19 protein-coding genes are annotated in these 18,814 nt (G+C 44.9%); 11 read left to right on the plus strand and 8 right to left on the minus strand.

Annotated elements, in window-relative coordinates; genetic code table 11:
• Window positions 1–27 precede the first annotated feature (27 nt).
• Window positions 28–900, minus strand: coding sequence for an SDR family oxidoreductase (locus tag GA004_RS12110; RefSeq protein ID WP_283394127.1), 873 nt, complete (start codon window positions 898–900; stop codon window positions 28–30).
• A 608-nt stretch (window positions 901–1,508) separates the two neighbouring features.
• On the opposite strand from GA004_RS12110, the gene GA004_RS12115 reads away from it, so the two are divergent.
• Window positions 1,509–2,027 (plus strand): hypothetical protein, encoded by a 519-nt coding sequence (locus GA004_RS12115; RefSeq protein WP_283394128.1) that lies wholly within the window; start codon window positions 1,509–1,511, stop codon window positions 2,025–2,027.
• 113 nt (window positions 2,028–2,140) lie between these two features.
• Here the strand turns inward: GA004_RS12115 and GA004_RS12120 are convergent, their stop codons facing one another.
• Both GA004_RS12120 and GA004_RS12125 read right to left on the minus strand, forming a co-directional pair.
• Complete coding sequence (locus tag GA004_RS12120) at window positions 2,141–2,623, minus strand: putative quinol monooxygenase (RefSeq protein WP_283394129.1); 483 nt, start codon at window positions 2,621–2,623, stop codon at window positions 2,141–2,143.
• Window positions 2,624–2,785: 162 nt separating this feature from the next.
• On the minus strand, window positions 2,786–3,922 hold the full coding sequence (locus tag GA004_RS12125; RefSeq protein WP_283394130.1) for a formylglycine-generating enzyme family protein: 1,137 nt from the start codon (window positions 3,920–3,922) through the stop codon (window positions 2,786–2,788).
• A 469-nt stretch (window positions 3,923–4,391) separates the two neighbouring features.
• Here GA004_RS12125 and GA004_RS12130 point away from each other — a divergent pair, with 469 nt between their 5' ends.
• The 8 genes from GA004_RS12130 (at window position 4,392) to GA004_RS12165 (ending at window position 11,786) form a co-directional block, all read left to right on the plus strand.
• A complete protein-coding gene (locus GA004_RS12130; protein WP_283394131.1) occupies window positions 4,392–4,889 on the plus strand; it encodes a hypothetical protein in 498 nt (165 codons plus the stop codon).
• A gap of 215 nt (window positions 4,890–5,104) precedes the next feature.
• A complete protein-coding gene (locus GA004_RS12135; RefSeq protein WP_283394132.1) occupies window positions 5,105–5,260 on the plus strand; it encodes a hypothetical protein in 156 nt (51 codons plus the stop codon).
• Window positions 5,261–5,269: 9 nt separating this feature from the next.
• On the plus strand, window positions 5,270–5,575 hold the full coding sequence (locus GA004_RS12140) for a putative quinol monooxygenase (protein ID WP_283394133.1): 306 nt from the start codon (window positions 5,270–5,272) through the stop codon (window positions 5,573–5,575).
• A 28-nt stretch (window positions 5,576–5,603) separates the two neighbouring features.
• Window positions 5,604–6,656, plus strand: a complete 1,053-nt coding sequence (locus tag GA004_RS12145; RefSeq protein ID WP_283394134.1) for an SMP-30/gluconolactonase/LRE family protein — start codon at window positions 5,604–5,606, stop codon at window positions 6,654–6,656.
• Window positions 6,657–6,709: 53 nt separating this feature from the next.
• Entirely contained in the window at window positions 6,710–8,674 is a 1,965-nt protein-coding gene (locus GA004_RS12150) for an acyltransferase family protein (RefSeq protein ID WP_283394135.1), read from the plus strand.
• 30 nt (window positions 8,675–8,704) lie between these two features.
• A complete protein-coding gene (locus GA004_RS12155; protein ID WP_283394136.1) occupies window positions 8,705–8,845 on the plus strand; it encodes a hypothetical protein in 141 nt (46 codons plus the stop codon).
• 390 nt (window positions 8,846–9,235) lie between these two features.
• A complete protein-coding gene (locus tag GA004_RS12160; protein WP_283394137.1) occupies window positions 9,236–9,697 on the plus strand; it encodes a hypothetical protein in 462 nt (153 codons plus the stop codon).
• A gap of 64 nt (window positions 9,698–9,761) precedes the next feature.
• On the plus strand, window positions 9,762–11,786 hold the full coding sequence (locus GA004_RS12165) for a TIR domain-containing protein (protein WP_283394138.1): 2,025 nt from the start codon (window positions 9,762–9,764) through the stop codon (window positions 11,784–11,786).
• 638 nt (window positions 11,787–12,424) lie between these two features.
• Here the strand turns inward: GA004_RS12165 and GA004_RS12170 are convergent.
• From GA004_RS12170 to GA004_RS12190, 5 genes are all read right to left on the minus strand, one after another.
• A complete protein-coding gene (locus GA004_RS12170) occupies window positions 12,425–13,642 on the minus strand; it encodes an epoxide hydrolase family protein (protein WP_283394139.1) in 1,218 nt (405 codons plus the stop codon).
• A 333-nt stretch (window positions 13,643–13,975) separates the two neighbouring features.
• Window positions 13,976–14,521 carry a nuclear transport factor 2-like protein gene (locus GA004_RS12175; protein ID WP_283394140.1) on the minus strand — a complete coding sequence of 182 codons (546 nt, stop codon included), beginning with the start codon at window positions 14,519–14,521 and terminating at the stop codon, window positions 13,976–13,978.
• Window positions 14,522–14,597: 76 nt separating this feature from the next.
• Window positions 14,598–15,842, minus strand: a complete 1,245-nt coding sequence (locus GA004_RS12180) for a hypothetical protein (RefSeq protein ID WP_283394141.1) — start codon at window positions 15,840–15,842, stop codon at window positions 14,598–14,600.
• 737 nt (window positions 15,843–16,579) lie between these two features.
• Window positions 16,580–17,086: a hypothetical protein gene (locus GA004_RS12185; RefSeq protein WP_283394142.1), complete on the minus strand. Its 507-nt coding sequence runs from the start codon at window positions 17,084–17,086 to the stop codon at window positions 16,580–16,582.
• A gap of 63 nt (window positions 17,087–17,149) precedes the next feature.
• On the minus strand, window positions 17,150–17,698 hold the full coding sequence (locus tag GA004_RS12190; protein ID WP_283394143.1) for a hypothetical protein: 549 nt from the start codon (window positions 17,696–17,698) through the stop codon (window positions 17,150–17,152).
• 137 nt (window positions 17,699–17,835) lie between these two features.
• Between GA004_RS12190 and GA004_RS12195 the strand changes: the two genes are divergently transcribed.
• Together GA004_RS12195 and GA004_RS18240 are read left to right on the plus strand one after the other, a co-directional pair.
• Complete coding sequence (locus GA004_RS12195) at window positions 17,836–18,549, plus strand: hypothetical protein (protein WP_283394144.1); 714 nt, start codon at window positions 17,836–17,838, stop codon at window positions 18,547–18,549.
• A gap of 32 nt (window positions 18,550–18,581) precedes the next feature.
• Entirely contained in the window at window positions 18,582–18,659 is a 78-nt protein-coding gene (locus GA004_RS18240) for a VPDSG-CTERM sorting domain-containing protein (protein WP_425492934.1), read from the plus strand.
• The last annotated feature ends 155 nt before the right edge of the window (window positions 18,660–18,814 follow it).

Consider the following 18,814-nt stretch of genomic DNA (forward strand, 5'->3'; position numbering starts at 1 on the left):
TTCGTTTTGGGATTCATATAAAGAATTCTAACCACTCAGTTTGACGCTCATTCCAAAGTCTTTTGCCAGCGACTCGCACCACTCTTCGTCTGTAACATTGTGCCAATTCACCCACTCGGTGTCTGACTTGCTTTCTCTCCATTCAAGAAACGGGATAGCGTCTGGACCAACTGGATGCCGTAGACCTTCCCTTTTACCAGCCACGATCTCCACTATAGCGTCAGCCACAATTTGAGTCGATGCTGGGCTCTTAAGAGATTCTACGAACATGGCCGCCATCCTATTTTGCTGTGGGTAGTCAGGATCGTAATTCGCCTTGGTTATGTCAGCAGCCATGTCTGTCGCGATTATCCCGGGCTCGATTATCGCCACTTTGACACCATGCGGCAATACCTCATGAGCGAGGCATTCTGAGAGTGCCTCCAACGCAAATTTAGATGCTGTGTAAGGTGCAAGCGGCGAAGCGGCCACCTTGCCAGCTACAGAAGTGATGTTTACTATCAATCCTGTACCCTTCTCTTTCATATTCGGTAAAGCTGCCTGGATGCAACGAATGGGTCCCAGATAATTGGTATTCATTACTTCCTCGAAAGTTGAGATAGGACATTTTTCAACCGATCCTCGTCTCTCGATTCCAGCATTGTTAATCAAGATGTCTACTTTTTCCCCTGACGACTCAATTGAAGCAAAACAGCGTTTGACGGATGCTTCATTGTTAACATCGAGTTCTAAAATATCCACATCTAAGTCATCGCCTGAGATAGAACCGAGAAGGTTTTTTGATTTGGTCTCCGGATCGCGCATTCCTGCAAATACCTTAAGCCCGTGGCGAGCGAGCTTTATGACAGTAGCTAGGCCGATTCCTCGATTGGATCCTGTGACGAGTGCTGTTCTTTTCATTAAATTAAAATTTAAGTTGGTGGGTTTGAGTAGGGAGAGGATGTGGGGCACCGTAACGAGCTTCATTTTCACCACTTTTCACGCCACAACCCTATCTACGGTTTAGATAGTTTATTTATTACAAATTATTTACTTGAAAATGTACTCAAGCAAGGTCTACCAGGAAATTTTTCAGATGATTGGTTACCTATCGAAACTAGGCATGAAGACTTCTTAAGAACGATAAAAGAGGTTACCTGTCGTTGGAAGTTTGGGCCCGCTAAAGTTGTTGCCCAGTCAAAAACCGAACTGGCACGAAAACGTAACTTTTCGAAAATGGCCATCACCCGTCTAGTCAGGGCCGTTAAAAAGTAAACGCCCGTGGAAACGGTGGCGGAGAGAGCGGGATTTGAAATCGGTTACTGCCTAGGGGACAGCACCTTACCTGAGTTAATAGGTACATAAATTACCATTTAGCTGCATTAAGCTGTACTGATTATGACAGGATAATGACAGGAAATCAGATAGGGGGCGGGAGTTATTCGAAAGGCAGCTCTCTCATCGTTACTCATTAACTGCCCCAGAAAAAATTGCTCCCCTAATGGCCCTTCTCCAAGTTTGATTTCATTATGAAAACAAACACCTTTATCACCTTAAGCACAGCAACTGCCAATATCGGGGTCCTTATTGGCCTGATCTTTTTACTATTTGAATTGAAGCAGACTCGGAGGATTGCTCTATCGGAGATCAGGCAAGAGAGGGTCTCTGGCATAATTGACCAATGCTCAGCAAATGCTAGGGACGCCGCCTTTTCAGAAATGTATCACAGGGTCTTTGTAGATGCAGAGTTCTCGTTACTTGAAAATGTGGAAATCAAAGGCCAGCTCTTGCAACATGAGTTTGCCCGATTCTATCGCCTTGAAGACTCATACTTTCAGCACACAGTCGGCCTGATGGACTATGCACCTTATCGATTGAGCATGGAAATGGCCGCAAACAGACAACCGCTCTGGGACTTCTTAGATTTAGATACTAAAATAAGGAACTCAGAATGGGCAAAGGAATTGGATGCTTTCAAAAGTTCACCGAACTACAGTCCTTCAGACTGGAAAGAAAAATTCATCGCTTGGGAGAAAAGTAGAGGATGACCGATTAAAGATTTTGATCCTGATAAACTGAATCAACTTCCAGAAGAAAAATAGCTGTCCTGAGGGCTTTTGAAGTTCGCTATCGTGCAAACTAATGTCGCACCGAAATGTGCTCAGCGCTTGAAACCATCCGTTTTCGCACGATGGTCAGAAGTGAAGTCTATCATCTTCTTTTTTAGTTCATCACTCGTCGAACCCAAAACCTCAAAAGTTATCACCTCGAATGTTTCGACGAAGGCAGGCATTAGATTACCCTTCATGAAGCTGTCGACGTGAAATTCCGCGGCGGTTTGATTACGATAAACTTCATACAGGAAGTATCTGTCTTTAGATGATGCGTAATATTCGTAAACGATCGTTCCAGGTTCTGTTTTTTTGACGTTCTCAACAAGTTTGTCTATTAGAACCTCAGCCTCTGCTTCTTTTCCTTCAACTACCATTAAATCAAGAAGAAATATTATCTGCTCGTCGTTCGGATCTGAGTGGTGACTACCAAGGACCGTCACAAGAAACGAAGCGGAAACGATTATTGAACTAACTGACCTTAACATTCTCATACCATCATCCTTTCTCATTCCGTTTTGTCTAGAGATCATACTTAAATAATAAATCCCAACATCAACAAAACAATTACAAAATTTTGGATATATCTTTATGTTTTAGTCAACTACCTCCGTAAGAAAATGTCGCCAATCAGGCCGACACCTGCACTTGAAGTGCTGTCCCAATCAATTGACGGCCGAGTTTCGGCCCAAAAACTAATCCTTTGGTTCCTTACCGTCCTTAGCACACCTAAATCCGCCGTGATTTGACGGGGAGTCACTTTCAGCCAGTTGCCGGGAACCTGGCTGATACCCTCGACACCAATCATCAGAGCAGAGAAACGAACCGCCTCTCAATACGTAACTAGTTACGCTGTGACCGATTCTATCTAGGAAATCCTTGCTCGGTCCCGTTGGATTCGATACCTGGCTCGACGCACGCATGCTGTATGCATTTGGGTGGTAGAGATCAGCTACAAGCTCCCAAACATTTCCGGCCATGTCATAAAGCCCATAGCTATTCGGTGGAAAGCTTCTCGCCGGCGAGGTGCCGAAATATCCGTCTTCGCGTGTATTCTCAAGTGGCCACTCACCCTGCCAAATGTTTGCCATCCAAACGCCCGTTCCCTTTGGGAAAAAGCTGTTTCCCCACACATACCGCTGACGCTCCAAGCCTCCTCGTGCAGCCCGTTCCCACTCTGCCTCTGTGGGCAGTCTTTTACCCGCCCACTTAGCATACGCCTCGGCATCCTCATAACTCACGTTAACAACCGGATGATCCTCTCGGCCTCTCCAAGTCGAGTCACCTCCTTCTGGAGAACGCCAGTTTGCATCTGGAACTAGCCTCCACCATTGAGTATAGTCATATCTGCCGTGAAGCGCACCGACTGGTTCCTTGAAAACGATCGAACCAGACGTTTCGCCGAAACTCAATGCTTCCTTTATTCTCTCGATTGCACTGACGATTGCCGCTTTGTCCTCGGAAGTGGCCCTTTGCTGCATGGCTTCTAGCTCTCTGATTCGAGCGTTTGCCACTTGGCTCATTTCCCGAATATAATCTTCGGATAGCTGCCTTTCAGCTATTGTCACATAGCCTGTTTCCTGAACAAAATCAGCGAATTGCTGATTAGTCACCTCAGTCTCATCCATCCAAAACCCATCAACGTATACCTCATGCACTGGGTATGATGTACCGTGGGACTGAGACCCGCCACTCATCAACCCCGCGTCTCCACCCATCTTGAAAACTCCCCCGGGTACAAAAACCATTCCATTCGGCTCTGACTCATCGTTGGCAGCAATTCTCGCGGTAAATGTAACTGAAATGAGACAAGCTAAAATTCTTAAATGCATTCTTTTTCCATTGATGGTTACGCCTTGGGCTTTGTGTAACACCTCTCGGGCTTGACAGCATTGCGGTTCCTGGGGCTACGGTCTTATGTCGGATGGGTTCTTGCAAGGGGTATCGCACCTTAGTTTTTCTTCAGGGCATCAATCAACTACGCAAAATTAGTTCTTTGAGCTACGAGCGGCGAATTAGATTAAATCGGGGAAACTAGTCGGAGAATATCGCCTGAAGGCTAATCTGGATTGTCATGGGACTGTTTTTTCCACTAAAATTGTGGAAGTACTTTTGTCCATTTCGTCGAGCGTAGATTGATGTTCTCCACCGAGCATTCCCACCCGCGTATATCAACGATTTTGTTACAGTACCATCAAAGCGTAAGTTCAGTTGAACTCAATTCCTCTTCAAATGTGTCATTTATGAAACGATCAGTAAATAATATTGACGAGAATTTGCGAAAACTTTTCACCTCCCATAATGTTCCCCCACCAAGTTACGACGAGGAACTTTCCTGCTGTCGCCATTACCCAAGCGTACGAAGAATCTGGGGCGGGTAGACGTAGGGTTTGGAGACGAGTGTATGGTAAAACGCACACGTTTCACACGATAACCGAAAGCTTTGCCGAAAGGGAAAGCGGCCGGGCAATGGATCAGGCTCGTTGGGATCTATGGCTGGACGCTATGGGTCAGACTATTAAAGGTAGAGAATTGACCACTTCTCGGAGCGCTTTAGCCATTCAGACAACGAAGAGAACTAATTTCATTGCGGTTACACAGAGGACAATCCGAGCAGTAAAAGTTTCCGAATACCCTGGATGGTTGGAGATTAAATTTATCCCAGCTATAAAAAACGGGGGCAATGGAGTGGTTTGGGAAAGGGGACTGTACGAAGGTGACAATAAAAATATTACCACAGGGCGAGTCATCAATTCCTGGGGGGATTCAGACAAGCCTCTATTAGAACCTTTCCGATGAAGAAAGAAGTCAATTGCTCGTTGGGTGGCATGGATTTATTGAAGGAAACGTGGACAGGTATGTTTTGAGTTTCGAAGAAGAGATGAGCACGGAAATGCTATAGGTTTTTGCAATGCTTAGCCCGAAAAATCAAATCGAAACAATTCTTTCGGCACAAATACTGCTAGAAAAAATAGCAATCAGAACAATTCGGAATAATATTTGAGCTTAAGATCATGTCAGACAACCAACCATTTACAAACGAACCTGTTCTAGTAACCGGGATTAGAGCGTTGCCCGCAACCGCCGGGGGAGCCAATTTTGAGAAGGAGGACCGACAATGGGAGATAGCATTCATGACTGTGCTCAGTGCGATAGGCGACAAAAATTAAAACCTTAGTATGATAGAAATTAAAATAATAGCAGAGTTCGGGGTTAAAGAGGACCAAGCCGAAGCATTCAAATCAATGCTCGCCTCCGCTCTTGTTGAAACGCGGTCCTTCGAGGGCTGCAAAAGCGTTGACATTTTTGAAGACCAAGAAAAATCGATTTTCTATGCCTTATCGAACTGGAGTTCGCATTCGGATTACGATAAATATCTAACATGGAGAACCGAACAGGGAATAGGTGACTTGCTTAGCCCCATGCTAGAAGGCGGCTTTCCAGAAGGCCTTGTAGTTCGAAAGGTTGAAAAGGTTGATATCTAATTTACAGCTGTCCTTAGAATAAAATATCATGATTAATTTTAAGCATTTTTGGATGATCAAAGTCGCTCTAATTGCTGCGACCTGTCCTTTAAAACTCACCATCGGAAGCGATCATAATTCAGATGCACTGCTTCTTGACGTAGAGTTTAACGATCAAAGTGGAGCAGCATTTCTTCCAGATGTTGTTGTGTTGTCGACGCTACGGGACGGCTTGGGTTTGGGAGAAGGACCGGTCTGGGATACCGAAGGCGAACGATTATTCTTTTCGGATATAATGGCGAACTCTGTCTACTCTTGGTCTGAATCAGACGGGTTTAGCTTCTTCCTTCCTAAAAGTGGCGAAACGGGCTTTTCGCCTTCGTATCCTGACAGTTTGCTCCTAGGTGCGAACGGTTTGGCGATCACTGATGGCGAAATGATACTCTGTCAGCATGGCGATAGACGATTAGTTTCTGTGCCGCTCGACGCTCCTCTGCCGGAAAATTACACTACTTTAACCTCTGATTACGCAGGATCGCGATATAATAGCCCCAACGACTTGGCGATTTCTAAGGACGGCCTAATTTACTTCTCGGATCCGCCCTACGGTTTCGCAGATTTACCTCGAAGTGACCCAGAAGCGAAGCGGATGGTATTCGATTTTCAGGTACGCGAAAAGGATTTTAATGGTGTTTACGTTTTAGATCCAATCGCAAAAAGTGTGAATCTTATATCGTCCAGTATAGACTTTCCCAACGGTCTCGCGCTATCAGTCGATGAGTCATTTTTATATGTCAATAGCTCAAACATGGCTGAACCGAAAATGATGCGTATTGATTTAGCTACCGGAAGCGAGGAATTATTCTTCGACGGTCCGTTTCCTGAAGACGCTGTAGGCTGGTTTGATGGAATGAAAATGCATTCTACTGGCAACATTTTCACAACAGGCCCCGGCGGAATACTAGTAATCTCTCCAGAAGGAAAACTTCTCGCCACGATTCCATTGCCCGGTCCCGCGACCAACCTATGTTTCGATGGCGCGGAGGAAAATATGTACGTCACATCGTTTGAGTCAGTAGTTCGAATTCGACTAGAAAACTGAGGTTTTCGCAAAGAAAAAACTCGTTCTACATAGTAAATTTAAACTTAGATTAGATGACAGAGGTGAATATAGAAAATAAAAGTGGTGGAGGTAACTGGGAAGAGCGAATCTACTTCATGGATAACCTTAGGGCCGGGGCTATGTTTCTTGGAGTTGTTTTGCATGCAGCAATCTTTTACTGTTACTTTCCACTAGCACCATTCAGACAGCACGCTGAAAGTTCAAAGACCTTATACTATTTGGTCGATTTTATACACATATGGAGAATGGAGCTGTTCTTTCTGGTGTCTGGTTTTTTTGGGGCCTTGCTTTTAAGCCGTAAAACTTTAAAATATCTAATAGCTAATCGTACGAAGAGGATCGTTCTACCTTTTCTAGTTTGCCTGTTGTTTTTGCAACCTTGGTGGTCGGCAATACAAATGAAGATTAACGATGATTCAGCACCCGGGTTTTGGAGTTTGTATTTTTCCCATCTATCCGACCCTTTGACGGTTTTGCGACTCGAATGGCCCATCGGACAATGGTTTCAGCATACTTGGTTTCTACAGGTCCTGATACTTTTCTTATCTGTTCAGATTTTGTTTAACTATGTGTTTTCAAAGCTACCGAGTTTTGGGAAAAAAGCCAATTTTTGGTTAGAAAAAGTGCTATCGAGTAAATTTGGATTATACTGGTTAATTCTGATAACGTACTTTGTCTTACTATTGAGCCCTCCTTGGTCGGACGTTCCGCAGGTTGGAGTCCCCCTAAACAGTATGTTCTTTTTTGGGCTATTTTACTTTTTTGGTTACCTAGTGTTCAAATCGCCGAAGATTTTAAATTCAGCGATAGACAATCTAAGCTACAATTGGATGCCGATGTTTTTGGGTATTGGTTTTCTGCTCACTCAGACTAGCTCGGCCCTTTTGTCTATTCCAATTGAGATATTGGCTCAAGATCTATCACTTTTCAAAGCTACACAAATAGACGGTAACATAACTTGGGCTTTTCCATTTCTGGAAAACAAGTACAATTTTAGTGGATGGTTTTATGGTGATTTAAAATGGCATCTCTACTCCTTAGCAAAGTCCTACACAGTCTGGTTTACAGTCATTGCGATTGTGTTTTTATTTAAAAGTTTTTCAAACAAAGAAAATGTAATCGGGAGATATCTATCGCAATCCTCTTACTGGGTATATCTTCTCCACTTTCCCTTACAATTCACATTGGCTTACTACTTTTTTAGCGAATACAGTCTTTCTCCAATGCTTGGATTTTTTGGTGTTCTGCTATCTAGCACTATTATTTGTTTATTGTCATATCATATCCTTGTTAGAGGTACGTTCATTGGTACATTTTTATCCGGCAGAAGGTTCCCGCTTTCATTGAGTCGAGAAGTCGAATGGCTAAAATCGTGTTTTAGTATTCGCACAGCTCTTACACCAATTGCTATGGTATTTGTCTTCTTGGTCTGTGGCTTGATGGAGCGAGATTCCAAGTTCAGATTTACTCAGTTCGGTTACTGGAAGAACGAGGAAAAACTAGGCGAAGGCGTGAAGGATGAGCCGGAAATACTCATGGCGTCAAAGCGTTTAGACGGACGCACCCCTTTGCACATGGCCAGTACGATCTTACATAAAGAACCCTCCATTATGCCAGATGAAGGTAAAATCGACAAAGTTATCAGGTTACTTGTTGGGAAAGGATTCAGCGTTGATAAGACGGACGACACAGGTCAAACTCCACTTCATTACGCGGTCAAAACTGGGAATTTCCCTGCCCTAACGTCACTAATAGATTTGGGAGCAAATCCTAACATCGGGTCAAAGTGGAATGGTGAAACTCCTTTACACATGGCAAGTGTTATCGGAAGTATCGATATGATTGATGCACTTTTGGAAGGCGGTGCAGATGTTAGCCAGCCCCGAGCCGACGGAATGTCCGCGAACGATTTACATTTTAGGTTTCATGGATCTAAAATTGAAAGTCTAAATTCTGAAAAGATAGAAGTTGCTGGAAAAGCCAGCTTACCCTTTTGATTCCCAGCAGCCGTTTAAATCCGAATAAGAATGCGTGGGAAAAACGCATACCGTATTCATATGTTGGACTTGGCGGGACACTCCCATTTCTTTGGGCTCTTCGGACTGTCTGCAGGCATGTGCAGCAAACAACAGATTACTGTAGCTCAATCAACAAAAATGGCAGATTAGTGACAGGAAAAACAGAGCTATAAGCATAAGATACTGATGGCCAGTTACTTTAATGGCGGAGTGAGCGGAATCCTAAACCGCTTTGCTGCCTTTAGGACAGTGACTTAAATAGTTTTATGATGCAGGGCGTGGCTAGAAATTGCATAGAGTTGCAACACGTGTGACAGGAAATTGGCAGGAAGATCTCAAACCTTTAAAAAGAGGCGGAGAGGGTCTCGTCAATCAGGCTGGTATGTATGGTTATAAATCGATAACCCGCGTAAAAAATTACTGGCTCATCGGCTTCGAGCTCGTTTTTCGGTTTCCTCTTGATTGTCAAGGTTTACGTGGAAATAGTTTCCGGATGCCTTTTCGTTTTTACTACTGCGTTAAAACATAGATTGTACCACTGTGATAAGATCTAAACGCCCTCCGTTTGCACAGATTACCTTTTGGCTCGTTTGCACGCCTCTTCTCTCATTGTCTGAGACATGTGCGACTTGGCTACCGAACACTGACGAAGAACTTTCTTTTACGGGATGTGCGATCGACCCAAACGCGGGTGTGAAAGTGCTCTACAAATCGATTGAATTTGATGACGATAGTGGAGATGCCAACTACCGGAAATATTATGTGCGCTTGAAGATATGCGATGCGGATAGAGCCAGGGGCACTGAACTAAATAAAATTAGCTATAGTACGAGCAATGTCACGGATCCGTTCAATCCGATTAAAGTCGCGTTCAATCTCGAACCCATGCCTTTTGCAGATGTCGTAGGCAAGCGAATCTTTCTGCAGACCAACGTGTTCAGAAAAAAATCCGAGCCTGAATTTCCGGAATCGAAACGGCTTAATGATTTACGATTTGGCTGATCTAGTTAAAACATTGAAGCCTGATCTAATTGTAAACTTATCCTTCGTAACTTAATAGCCAGCTATGAAATCAGACGTATTCGTAAGCTATGCCTCAGGAGACCGAGAAAGGGTTTACGGTTTGGTTGAGCGCCTACGGGCGGCTGGTGTTTCCGTATGGATTGACCAGATAGGTATTGAAGGAGCCTCCATGTGGAGCCAAGAGATTGTCGAAGCAATTGATAAGTGCAAAGTACTGATCCTTGCGATATCCCAACGTTCTACAGAATCGGAGAACGTGGTTAAGGAATTAGCTCTAGCATCAGAAAGGCGTAAAAATATTTTGCCAGTTTGCCTCGATTTATCGGGTATTCCAAAATCTATGGAATACCAGCTGGCCGGCATTCAGAGAGTCGAGTATCTTGAAGGCAAAGAGGCGAAGGGAATTGAAGCTATAAATCGTGCTCTCGACAAACTAGATGTTACTTTCGTCGACGGCTTTGGCCAAAGTCACGAAGGTGAGAAGCAAGGGAAGCAAGCCAGACGATCAAACCAGACGCAGGGAAATTCGAGTTCGTTGTGGCCGAGGGCTTTGGTTGCTCTATCTTCTTTGGCGGTATTAGCCATTTGTTTATTCTTCAGCGGAGTGTTGAAACCAGGCCCCCAAGCCCCGAGCTATCAGTCGACTAAAGATTATTCTAAAGATCCTAATGAAGTTGCTGATAACCTTATGGAAGCCAATAGAGTAGCCGTTTTGCCTTTCAAGACTCTAGGTGCATCTGGAGAAACTTCTGACTTGGGTTTTGGTTTAGTATCTACTTTGACGAGCAAACTTCAGCCGATTGAGGGTCTAACGATAATCGCTAAGGAATCTGCAAGGAAATTTATCGATAGTAACCTTTCTCCGAAAGAAATAGGCCAAGCACTGGGTGCGGGGACTTTGGTTACTGGAGAGATACAAACAAGCACAGAAAAAGTACAGGTTAACATTCAGTTGATTGATGCAAACACCGAAAACCTTGGGTGGGGTAGCGTTTTCATTGAATCCAAAAATGACTTTCTGGACCTTCAAACAGTAATTGCGACCCATCTAGTTAGCGAGCTGAAAGGCTCGCTCGATGACGCTTCGGCACTTCTCCTATCTCGGAAAGCCACGGAAATACCGGAGGCAGACGCAGCGTATCAAAAAGGAAGGCAGGAATGGAATAAGCGCACGCCTGAAGGTTTTTATAATGCTATTAAATTGTTTGAAAAAGCTACACAGCTTGATCCCGATTATGCTGATCCATATGCGGGGTTAGCTGACACTTACGGACTTATGCCATCGTACAATTTGGAGCCAGCTCTAGAAGTAATGCCGAAAGCAAAACTTAATGCCGAAAAAGCAATCGAATTGGACCCAAGATCCTCAGCGGGTTACGCATCGTTGGCCTGGGTCCAGTTTACTTATGAATACGATTGGGAGATAGCAGAGGATTACTTCGAGACAGCAATTCAGTTGAACCCGAACTACGCAAATGCTTACCTTTGGTTTGGTATTCTGAAGTCGACCGCTGGTCTACAAAAAGAGGCGATTACCTATCTTCGGAAAGCTCTAGAACTGGATCCGACATCGCTGATTATACCTACCAACCTTGCAGCCGCTTTGAGACTCGATGGGCAAGAAGATGAAGCTCTTGGAAAATTAAACGCAGCTTTTAAAATCAATCGAAATTTTCCCGCAGCACTGAATGTGTATGCGCTTTGCGAACCAGACTATAATAAAGCGATTGGTCGACTAGGAAGTGCTATTGAAGCAGACCCTAGTGCTGGCGGTAACAGGGTAGCCCTCTTCCGCCTATACATCAAAACTGGTGATTTACTTGCAGCAAAAGACCAAATGATCTACCTTCTGGATCATTTTCATAACAAGCTTCATCTGGGTTTTTCGGAAATGTATGCTCATTTAGGTAATTACGACGAAGCGTTGAGATGGCTGGAAAAGGGCATTAACGAAAAAGAATCGATTGTCTCTACAGGCACAAATCATGATTTTCCAAAAGAATTCGTTTCAGATATGCGCTTTTTAAAACTGATGGATACGTTGAGTCATCCATTGTATAAAAAGTAAATATGCCTGTAAGCTTATTGATTGCCCAAGGAAGGCTTTGGGATCCGATAACGTTCATTCTAATTGAAGTTTTTGTAGTCGAGGGTTCTGAATAAGCTAATGTTGGACCGAGGAAGTTATTAGTTCAAAAATCGGGGCGTAGCCTGTAGCGTCCAAAATCGAGCTATCCTTGGACATGAGCGGTAATACCTTGGCATAGTAAATGCCAACGTCGGGGTACTTTTAGGACTGGTAGAAAACTCTGACCGTCCGTGCTGACAGCTTCAGAAAATTCATCCTCGACGAACTAGAGGAGGGTAGCCAGCATCTCCGTGGAGTCGATCACCGAATCGCTCATCAGACCTGGACTGACCAGGGCGTGCCATCCATTAGCCGCTCAACTGCTTCGTTTGTGAAGCTCGAGGCGACGGAGTTGGCGAAAGAGGAAGAGCATTATTTAGAGGGATTAATATTTTGACATCACTACCTGGTAGCTGGATGTGTTCCGCAACAGGATGGCACCTTGTGCCAACAGGAAAAAGAATTCATGGTCCGCGAATCGGATCCTATTCTACCGAAGGCAGATCAAGCGACGGATTGAGCGTTGTTTAGTAAAATGTCTTCCTAATCCATAAGAATTTTCAAATTCTATTGCTCAACTAACGTACCTTTCGGAAAAACTTTCTCAGATCCCCAACTAGCAACTCCGGTTCTTCTAGTGCAGCAAAATGTCCGCCTTGCGGCATTTCAGTCCACTGCTGAATGTTGTAGCGGGTTTCAACCCACTTGCGAATCGGGTGTCGGATTTCTTTGGGAAATACGGCGACAGCAGTCGGAACTTCGACACGGCCGCGCCTCCAAAAAGAGCGGCGCGATTCATAATATATTCTGGTTGAGGAAGTGATTGTTCCGGTCGTCCAGTATACCATTATATTCGTCAGGAGCTGGTCCTTGGTGAACGAATTTTCGATGTCACTATTGTTATCACTCCAGATATAACATTTGTCAGTGATCCATCCGGCTAGGCCCACTGGCGAATCGTTTAATCCATAACCAAGGGTTTGCGGACGAGTACCTTGAATATCGCCGTAGGCCCAGTGGTCTTTCAGCTCTTCTTCACGCATGCGCATACGTTGGATATCCTTTTCAGGTACCCCTGCCATTGGATCTCCTATCTCTTTGGGTGCGGCTACATGCACATAATTTAGATGAATACCAGCAACGTGCTCTGAATCGTTTTCACCCAGCCAGGTAGTAACACCCGATCCCCAATCGCCGCCTTGTGCTCCGTAGCGAGTATAACCCAGCCTGGCCATGACCTTGGCAACCGTTTCACCAATACGGGCAACACTATAACCTGCCGTGGTTGGTTTGCCTGAGAATCCAAAGCCTGGCATTGAAGGACAGATGACATGAAAAGCATCCTCCGCTTTACCACCATGGGCTTCAGGATCGGTGAGCGGTCCAATGATATCTAAAAATTCCACAACGGACCCCGGCCAGCCGTGCGTGATGACGAGCGGTAGAGCATCCTCATGCTTCGATCGCTGGTGAATGAAATGGATATCCAATCCATCTATCTCGGTCTTAAAGTGATCGAGTGTGTTGAGTCGTTTTTCGTGTTTTCTCCAATTGTACTCGTTTTTCCAATACTCAACGAGTTCCGTTAGATAGGCCTTGTCCGTTCCGTAATCCCAACCACTATTTTGAATCTGGTCTGGAAAGCGCGCATTTTTCAATCGGTCTTGGAGATCTTCCAAGACTGCCTCTTCAACGTGAATGGTGAACGGCCGAATTGAGCTGTCCTGACCGACGAGGGCGACGGTCAAGGCACAGTAAATAAGAAGAGCGAAAGATATTGATACGAATTTCGGCATAGCCTTTTTATCGACCAATTCAGGCAAACTGCCGAGATAAAAGCACCTCCTTGTTTAGAAGATCGAAAAAGTCTGGACGAGAAGTATTGCCACTGCCAAAGGCGACGTGATCAATTGCCTCCGTTTCCAACTGTGCCGAGTCGCGGCAAGATCCCAAGAGCATTAGGATGACAAAATGGTCGTGGTAATATTGTCAAAATGTCCAGATAGAACCGCAGGTTACCGACGCACTCCTAAAGACCCGCGCGAGTACGACTGGTGCAAACGGTTCCTAACGTTATGGTATCGCTGGGAGATCTGTACCGCTGCTCAGAGACGAGTGGTGGATTTGGTTTAGTTCTTTGTCGCCTCCAGCGCCTTCATTTCTGCCTGCATCTGAGCGGGGTCGTAGAATGCTAGCATTTCCACTACCTTGCCCTTTGAGGTTCTAAAGTCCATGTGCATTCGAAAGGAAACCTTGTTCCCAGTGGTGCGACCGACACCCGTAAAAACTCCCCATGCGTTAGTCCAGATTGTCTGTTCGTTCGGTCGGTATTCGCCGAATGTTTCGTCTTTTGTCAGCAACGCCTCCGACGAGAAATAATTGGTATGAACATGAAGTTCCTCGAACTTAGTGTCTTTGAACAATTGTCTAATGACATCGAGTCTCTTCAAGTACTCTTCCTTACCCTTGATATGAAGGTCGTTGATGTAGACCTCAAGTCCTTCGCCGAAGAAGGATTCCGCGAAGGAACTACTCTCGTCGGGGGTAATCTCAAAATACTTATGCACCTTCATTGAAATATCGTCTCTCGTTTGCAGATACGATTTTTCCTCTGCTGCTATATGTGAAGGGACGACGAGAAAAAGTCCGAGGAGAAGGAGCGTAATAGATTTCATATGGTTATTAGCGTTTAGGCGTTAATGATTGGGAACAAGGTGTGATTGATACTACTGAAACTAAGATATTGAAGTTCTAATTTCCTCCGTCTATGCCACCGAGCACAGTCATGAAAGCTATTTTCCATTGACCGTCTTCTTTCACTAACGTCCTTTGCTCCTTGCTTTTGCGCATTAACTCGTCTCGGCCATTAAACACGAGTTGATCGTATATGATGGAAGCAACACTCTGCCCTACGTGAAGAACCTCATTCTCCATCTTTGCATACCAGCCTGCATCTTCACCCCAGTTTTCGACCCCGTCCCTATAGCGTTTTGCAATATGCCAAATTCCTTTAGTTTCCGCATAATTTCCGTTTTTCCCTCTCATGTTGCGAAGGGCATTCGGATTCGGGCTTGATACCCAACTGCCCAAAACAGTATCCAAATCCTTGTCATGGCCCGCGTTTGTTTGGCGGAGAACAGTCGCCTTTACCACTTCCTCCTCATTGATTTGATCCATCAATGGAGATGTAGAGTAACCAGCCTTGCTAACCCCCATGACTAAGTCGAGGTGGTTGGTGGTCATATCCCTTAGCTCCCCCATCTTCATTTCATCTCGGTAGCCCGACTTTTTAGCTGCTTCCATTAAAGGAGTCGATGGAGGGGCCTTGTTCTTATCTCTCAGGTGAACGGTTGCATAGGGGGCAGTCTTCTCTGGCCCGCTTACATCCTCCAGTTTCAGTAGCGACCAGTTGGTTAAAGACCTCTTCTCGTTGACCAATAATTGATGTGCGTCTTTAAAGATGCCTGACTCGATTCTAAGATATTTATTCTCTGAATCTTTTTGAGGTGTCATCGCATCCCATTTGATCGCTATCGAATCAGATACAGAAAGCAATTTCTCCCAACCCTTGCCTCCCTTGGTGGCCGCCTCGAATTTCCATAATGACGTTTCGATTATTTCCCGTACAGCGTTAGCATTAACATCATGCTTGCTCTGAAAAATTTTTATTCTTTCGGGCGGATACAGCTCTTGGAGAATTGTATCAAGATCTAAAGTACCCCCCGCCCCAGTCTTCAAAACCTTAAGAGTCGCAAAGTCGTAGGACTGCTGATTGGAGCGCCAAAGGCTCCAGCTCTCGATTTGCCCCTCGCTGATTAACGTTTTGTGGTAGTTTGACCACACTTCCTCAACCTCCAAATACTCACCGATCTTACCATCCGCGACTCTCATCTTGTCCAATAAGACGTAAAGGTTTTCTGCTCCTTGGGTGAAAGGGGCAAGACAGCCCAATGCGATCAAGGTAAGTGACTTTCTGATTAAAAGGTAGTATTTCATGGCTGCGCTTTTTTATTAGAGAAAACGGGAAGAAGCAGTGACAGATTATGTTCAAATCATGCGCCGCAAACATCGTTTGACTGTAATTGATCGGTGGGGGAAGAGATGGTGGCCGCACTCCCCATGAACTGAAGATGTACCATTGACTCCTGTCAATAAATTTACATCAAACGTTACAAAATTGACACATTTTGAGGCCGCTGAGAGAGGCCACGTTGAGTCAATGTTTGTGATGGGGGCTTTGGCTGGGGAGTTAATAAGGACAGTGAGCAAGCTGCTCTTTGGTTCAACCTAGCCGCTAGGCAGGGAGATGGCAGCTCTGCTTTTTGTCTATCACTGATGTAACTGTACGGCGAGGGGATAGAACAGGGTAGCGTCGTTGTTGCATCGCTTTTGTTCTGAACCCATGTGATGAATTTTTCTCTCCAATCTGAACGACTGTAATTCGTTGAACTCTTGAAAGCATCCAAATCCGTTGCCCAATCTGAATTCCTCGTTCTAATATCCAAGCCTAGGAAGTCCCAGAGTGGTTGTCTGTTTACGGCCATTTCCATGCTGAACCGATAAGGTGCGAAGTTCATCAGGAAGATTTTGCGCCATTTTCTTGATTTGACTGCTACTCATAATGCATGAAAAAAGCGTTTAAGCGTCCGAGGGTTAATGTGTGGGCGTCTTCAATTCACAATCATGTCTATCAAAAGCAAATCCTTAATCACTATTAAGTAGATTGATTCCAGCTAAATTTCTTTCTCAATCCAATCCTCAAACTTATCCGACCAAGTGTCCCGAAGGAAGGTAGAAGATTCACGAAGATTGCTAACAAAATCGTTCATTTCTTTATCTCCCATTGGGATTTCTAACCACTCCCAGAGAGAAACTCTGTTGGCCGCGAAACTCATGCTTTCATCGAAGGCGATTTGATCGATCATCCCTCTGCCGTATTGAAAAAAAACATCTTCAAACCTTTGGTACCTTACTCGCTCAAACCAAAAAAGGCGCTCTTTTTCGAGTTCTGTGATCGACTCAAAATCCCCTTTTCGGAGCTTCAAATGCAGAGATAGAACATCGTTATCTCCATAAATATGACTGAACTCTTCCAGAATTGCGTTATCCCTAGCGAGTCGAACTTGAGATAAAGCTATTTCTGAGTTCTGTCTTAGTTCCAAAATTAAAAAAATGAGCCCTCCAAAGACGGCGACGTTACTAAGTACTGTAGTGAGAATTTGGACTGTGTTGGATTTCATAATGCCTTCGGCTTTAATGGAGGCACCTGCTTAGTACAAATTTTTTGGGTGAAATCTGTTCATTTATTCGAAAATTTTTGCAGAGCCTAGACCTGAGTTAGGACTTTCTTTGTCCGCCGCCCATTCATTAAACACAGCTGCAAAATTAGATTGCTTAAAACCATCCTTATTAATGTGCTCATTTATTGCGGCGGCAAACTCAGGATTGGGATCGCCAATGTTTAACCACTTCCAAAGTGATAATCTGCTCGCAGCCATCTGGAGACTGAAGCTAAATGCACTCTCATCGATGAGTCCTCTCTTGTATTGAAAAAACACATCTTCATGCCGTACACTTCTCGCGATCTCGTAGTCTCTTATTTGGTTCCACTCTTCAGCTGTAATGGAATCGAAATCTCCGTTTAGATTTAACCGCAGCTTTAATTCATTGAAGTCTGTGTCCCGTGCGTCTGATGTTGCTTGAGAAATTATACTTAGCGTCCTCTCTTGGCGAATTTGAGACAAAGCAATGGCTGAGTTCTGTCTCAGTTCAAAGATAAGGAATACCAGCCCTACAAGGACTCCGATATTGGCAGTTGCTGTGCTTAAGGTGATGAAGGTGTTTGTTTTCATAATGCGGCACTAAATAAGAATAAGCCGCATTGAGAGGAAGAGCTAAGTGGCTCCAATACCCCTACCCTTTTTTGCAAGGAACCCTGATAGCATGATCAGGGTGACAGCAAGTGGAAAATTTGGTGTAATAGTCATCTATGATGTTACCCGAAAACGTAGGGATTGAAAAAGACGAAGTTAAACCGACAAATTCACGCACTTCCAGAATGGCGAGGTATTCAGCCGCCGCTGCAGGAGTGGCTGCGGTAAGCACCCTAGATGTCGATGCTGCCATGATCAAGGTGATCGTAACGGATACGGCTGCACAAGGCACACATTACTACGCGTTAGAACTCAGCGCGATAACGCAAGAAACAGACACAAAGCTTTACCTTTTCCATCAAGCGAGTACCAATGACTACAATTATAGTTTCCGAGCATCATTTTTAAACTGGCCAGGGAGTGTTGCCGTTAGTTCTCTAGCTCAGTCGTTTTTTCAGAATTTTAGCAATGGAGCGACCATAGGGGTGGGGGGCTATGATAGCCAGTATTGGTGGAACAACGAGGGTTTTATAACTACTTCAAGCTTTGACGGAAGCGTTGACTATTCATCACTCTTGCTCGGGTTTAGGCTTGATGAAGGCTCAAGCGATTATATAAATGGTTGGCTCAAAGTCACAATCGACGGTTCATCTTCATTCACGCTTAACAGCTACGGCTACAACTCTACACTCAATGGTGCAGCTATTGCTGGGCAGGGCAGCACCTCATCCCAAGTTCCAGACAGCGGTCCTGGCATCGTTGGCCTCGCGCTAATTGGGGCGGGAGCCGCTGGGGTTCGGCTCTGGAGAAAGCTAAGGGCGGGCAAGTAGTCCAAGGCTAACGCCCATCATTGGTGAAGACAGTGGTCTGTGGCTCCACAGCGGCCCTTCTTGGAGTGGGTGAAGCGGCTCTAGCCTTTGTGAGACGCAGGCTGGGTTAAGAACACCTTCAGACGCCTTTGAGGGACAAATTTTTTCTGGGGCTAGTTGATCAATATTACCACAGCGAGAGCAGGATCAGCGACACCCCACCCCCCTGGTTTCTGCAACCGTGTGTTATGATCCAGATGAAAAATCCTAACCGAACTACACTGGA

Source organism: Candidatus Pelagisphaera phototrophica (genome assembly GCF_014529625.1).
GTDB lineage: Bacteria > Verrucomicrobiota > Verrucomicrobiia > Opitutales > Opitutaceae > Pelagisphaera > Pelagisphaera phototrophica.

Excerpts from the sequence above, each read along its gene's own strand:
- GA004_RS12165 (WP_283394138.1), top strand. The coding sequence starts at position 9,762 with ATGAAATCAGACGTATTCGTAAGCTATGCCTCAGGAGACCGAGAAAGG.
- GA004_RS12190 (WP_283394143.1), bottom strand. The coding sequence starts at position 17,698 with ATGAAAACAAACACCTTCATCACCTTAAGCACAGCAACTGCCAATATC.
- GA004_RS12145 (WP_283394134.1), top strand. The coding sequence starts at position 5,604 with ATGATTAATTTTAAGCATTTTTGGATGATCAAAGTCGCTCTAATTGCT.
- GA004_RS12170 (WP_283394139.1), bottom strand. The coding sequence starts at position 13,642 with ATGCCGAAATTCGTATCAATATCTTTCGCTCTTCTTATTTACTGTGCC.
- GA004_RS12135 (WP_283394132.1), top strand. The coding sequence starts at position 5,105 with ATGTCAGACAACCAACCATTTACAAACGAACCTGTTCTAGTAACCGGG.
- GA004_RS12175 (WP_283394140.1), bottom strand. The coding sequence starts at position 14,521 with ATGAAATCTATTACGCTCCTTCTCCTCGGACTTTTTCTCGTCGTCCCT.
- GA004_RS12110 (WP_283394127.1), bottom strand. The coding sequence starts at position 900 with ATGAAAAGAACAGCACTCGTCACAGGATCCAATCGAGGAATCGGCCTA.
- GA004_RS12185 (WP_283394142.1), bottom strand. The coding sequence starts at position 17,086 with ATGAAATCCAACACAGTCCAAATTCTCACTACAGTACTTAGTAACGTC.
- GA004_RS12180 (WP_283394141.1), bottom strand. The coding sequence starts at position 15,842 with ATGAAATACTACCTTTTAATCAGAAAGTCACTTACCTTGATCGCATTG.
- GA004_RS12150 (WP_283394135.1), top strand. The coding sequence starts at position 6,710 with ATGACAGAGGTGAATATAGAAAATAAAAGTGGTGGAGGTAACTGGGAA.
- GA004_RS12195 (WP_283394144.1), top strand. The coding sequence starts at position 17,836 with ATGATGTTACCCGAAAACGTAGGGATTGAAAAAGACGAAGTTAAACCG.
- GA004_RS12120 (WP_283394129.1), bottom strand. The coding sequence starts at position 2,623 with ATGATCTCTAGACAAAACGGAATGAGAAAGGATGATGGTATGAGAATG.
- GA004_RS12140 (WP_283394133.1), top strand. The coding sequence starts at position 5,270 with ATGATAGAAATTAAAATAATAGCAGAGTTCGGGGTTAAAGAGGACCAA.
- GA004_RS12130 (WP_283394131.1), top strand. The coding sequence starts at position 4,392 with ATGTTCCCCCACCAAGTTACGACGAGGAACTTTCCTGCTGTCGCCATT.
- GA004_RS12115 (WP_283394128.1), top strand. The coding sequence starts at position 1,509 with ATGAAAACAAACACCTTTATCACCTTAAGCACAGCAACTGCCAATATC.
- GA004_RS12155 (WP_283394136.1), top strand. The coding sequence starts at position 8,705 with ATGCGTGGGAAAAACGCATACCGTATTCATATGTTGGACTTGGCGGGA.
- GA004_RS12125 (WP_283394130.1), bottom strand. The coding sequence starts at position 3,922 with ATGCATTTAAGAATTTTAGCTTGTCTCATTTCAGTTACATTTACCGCG.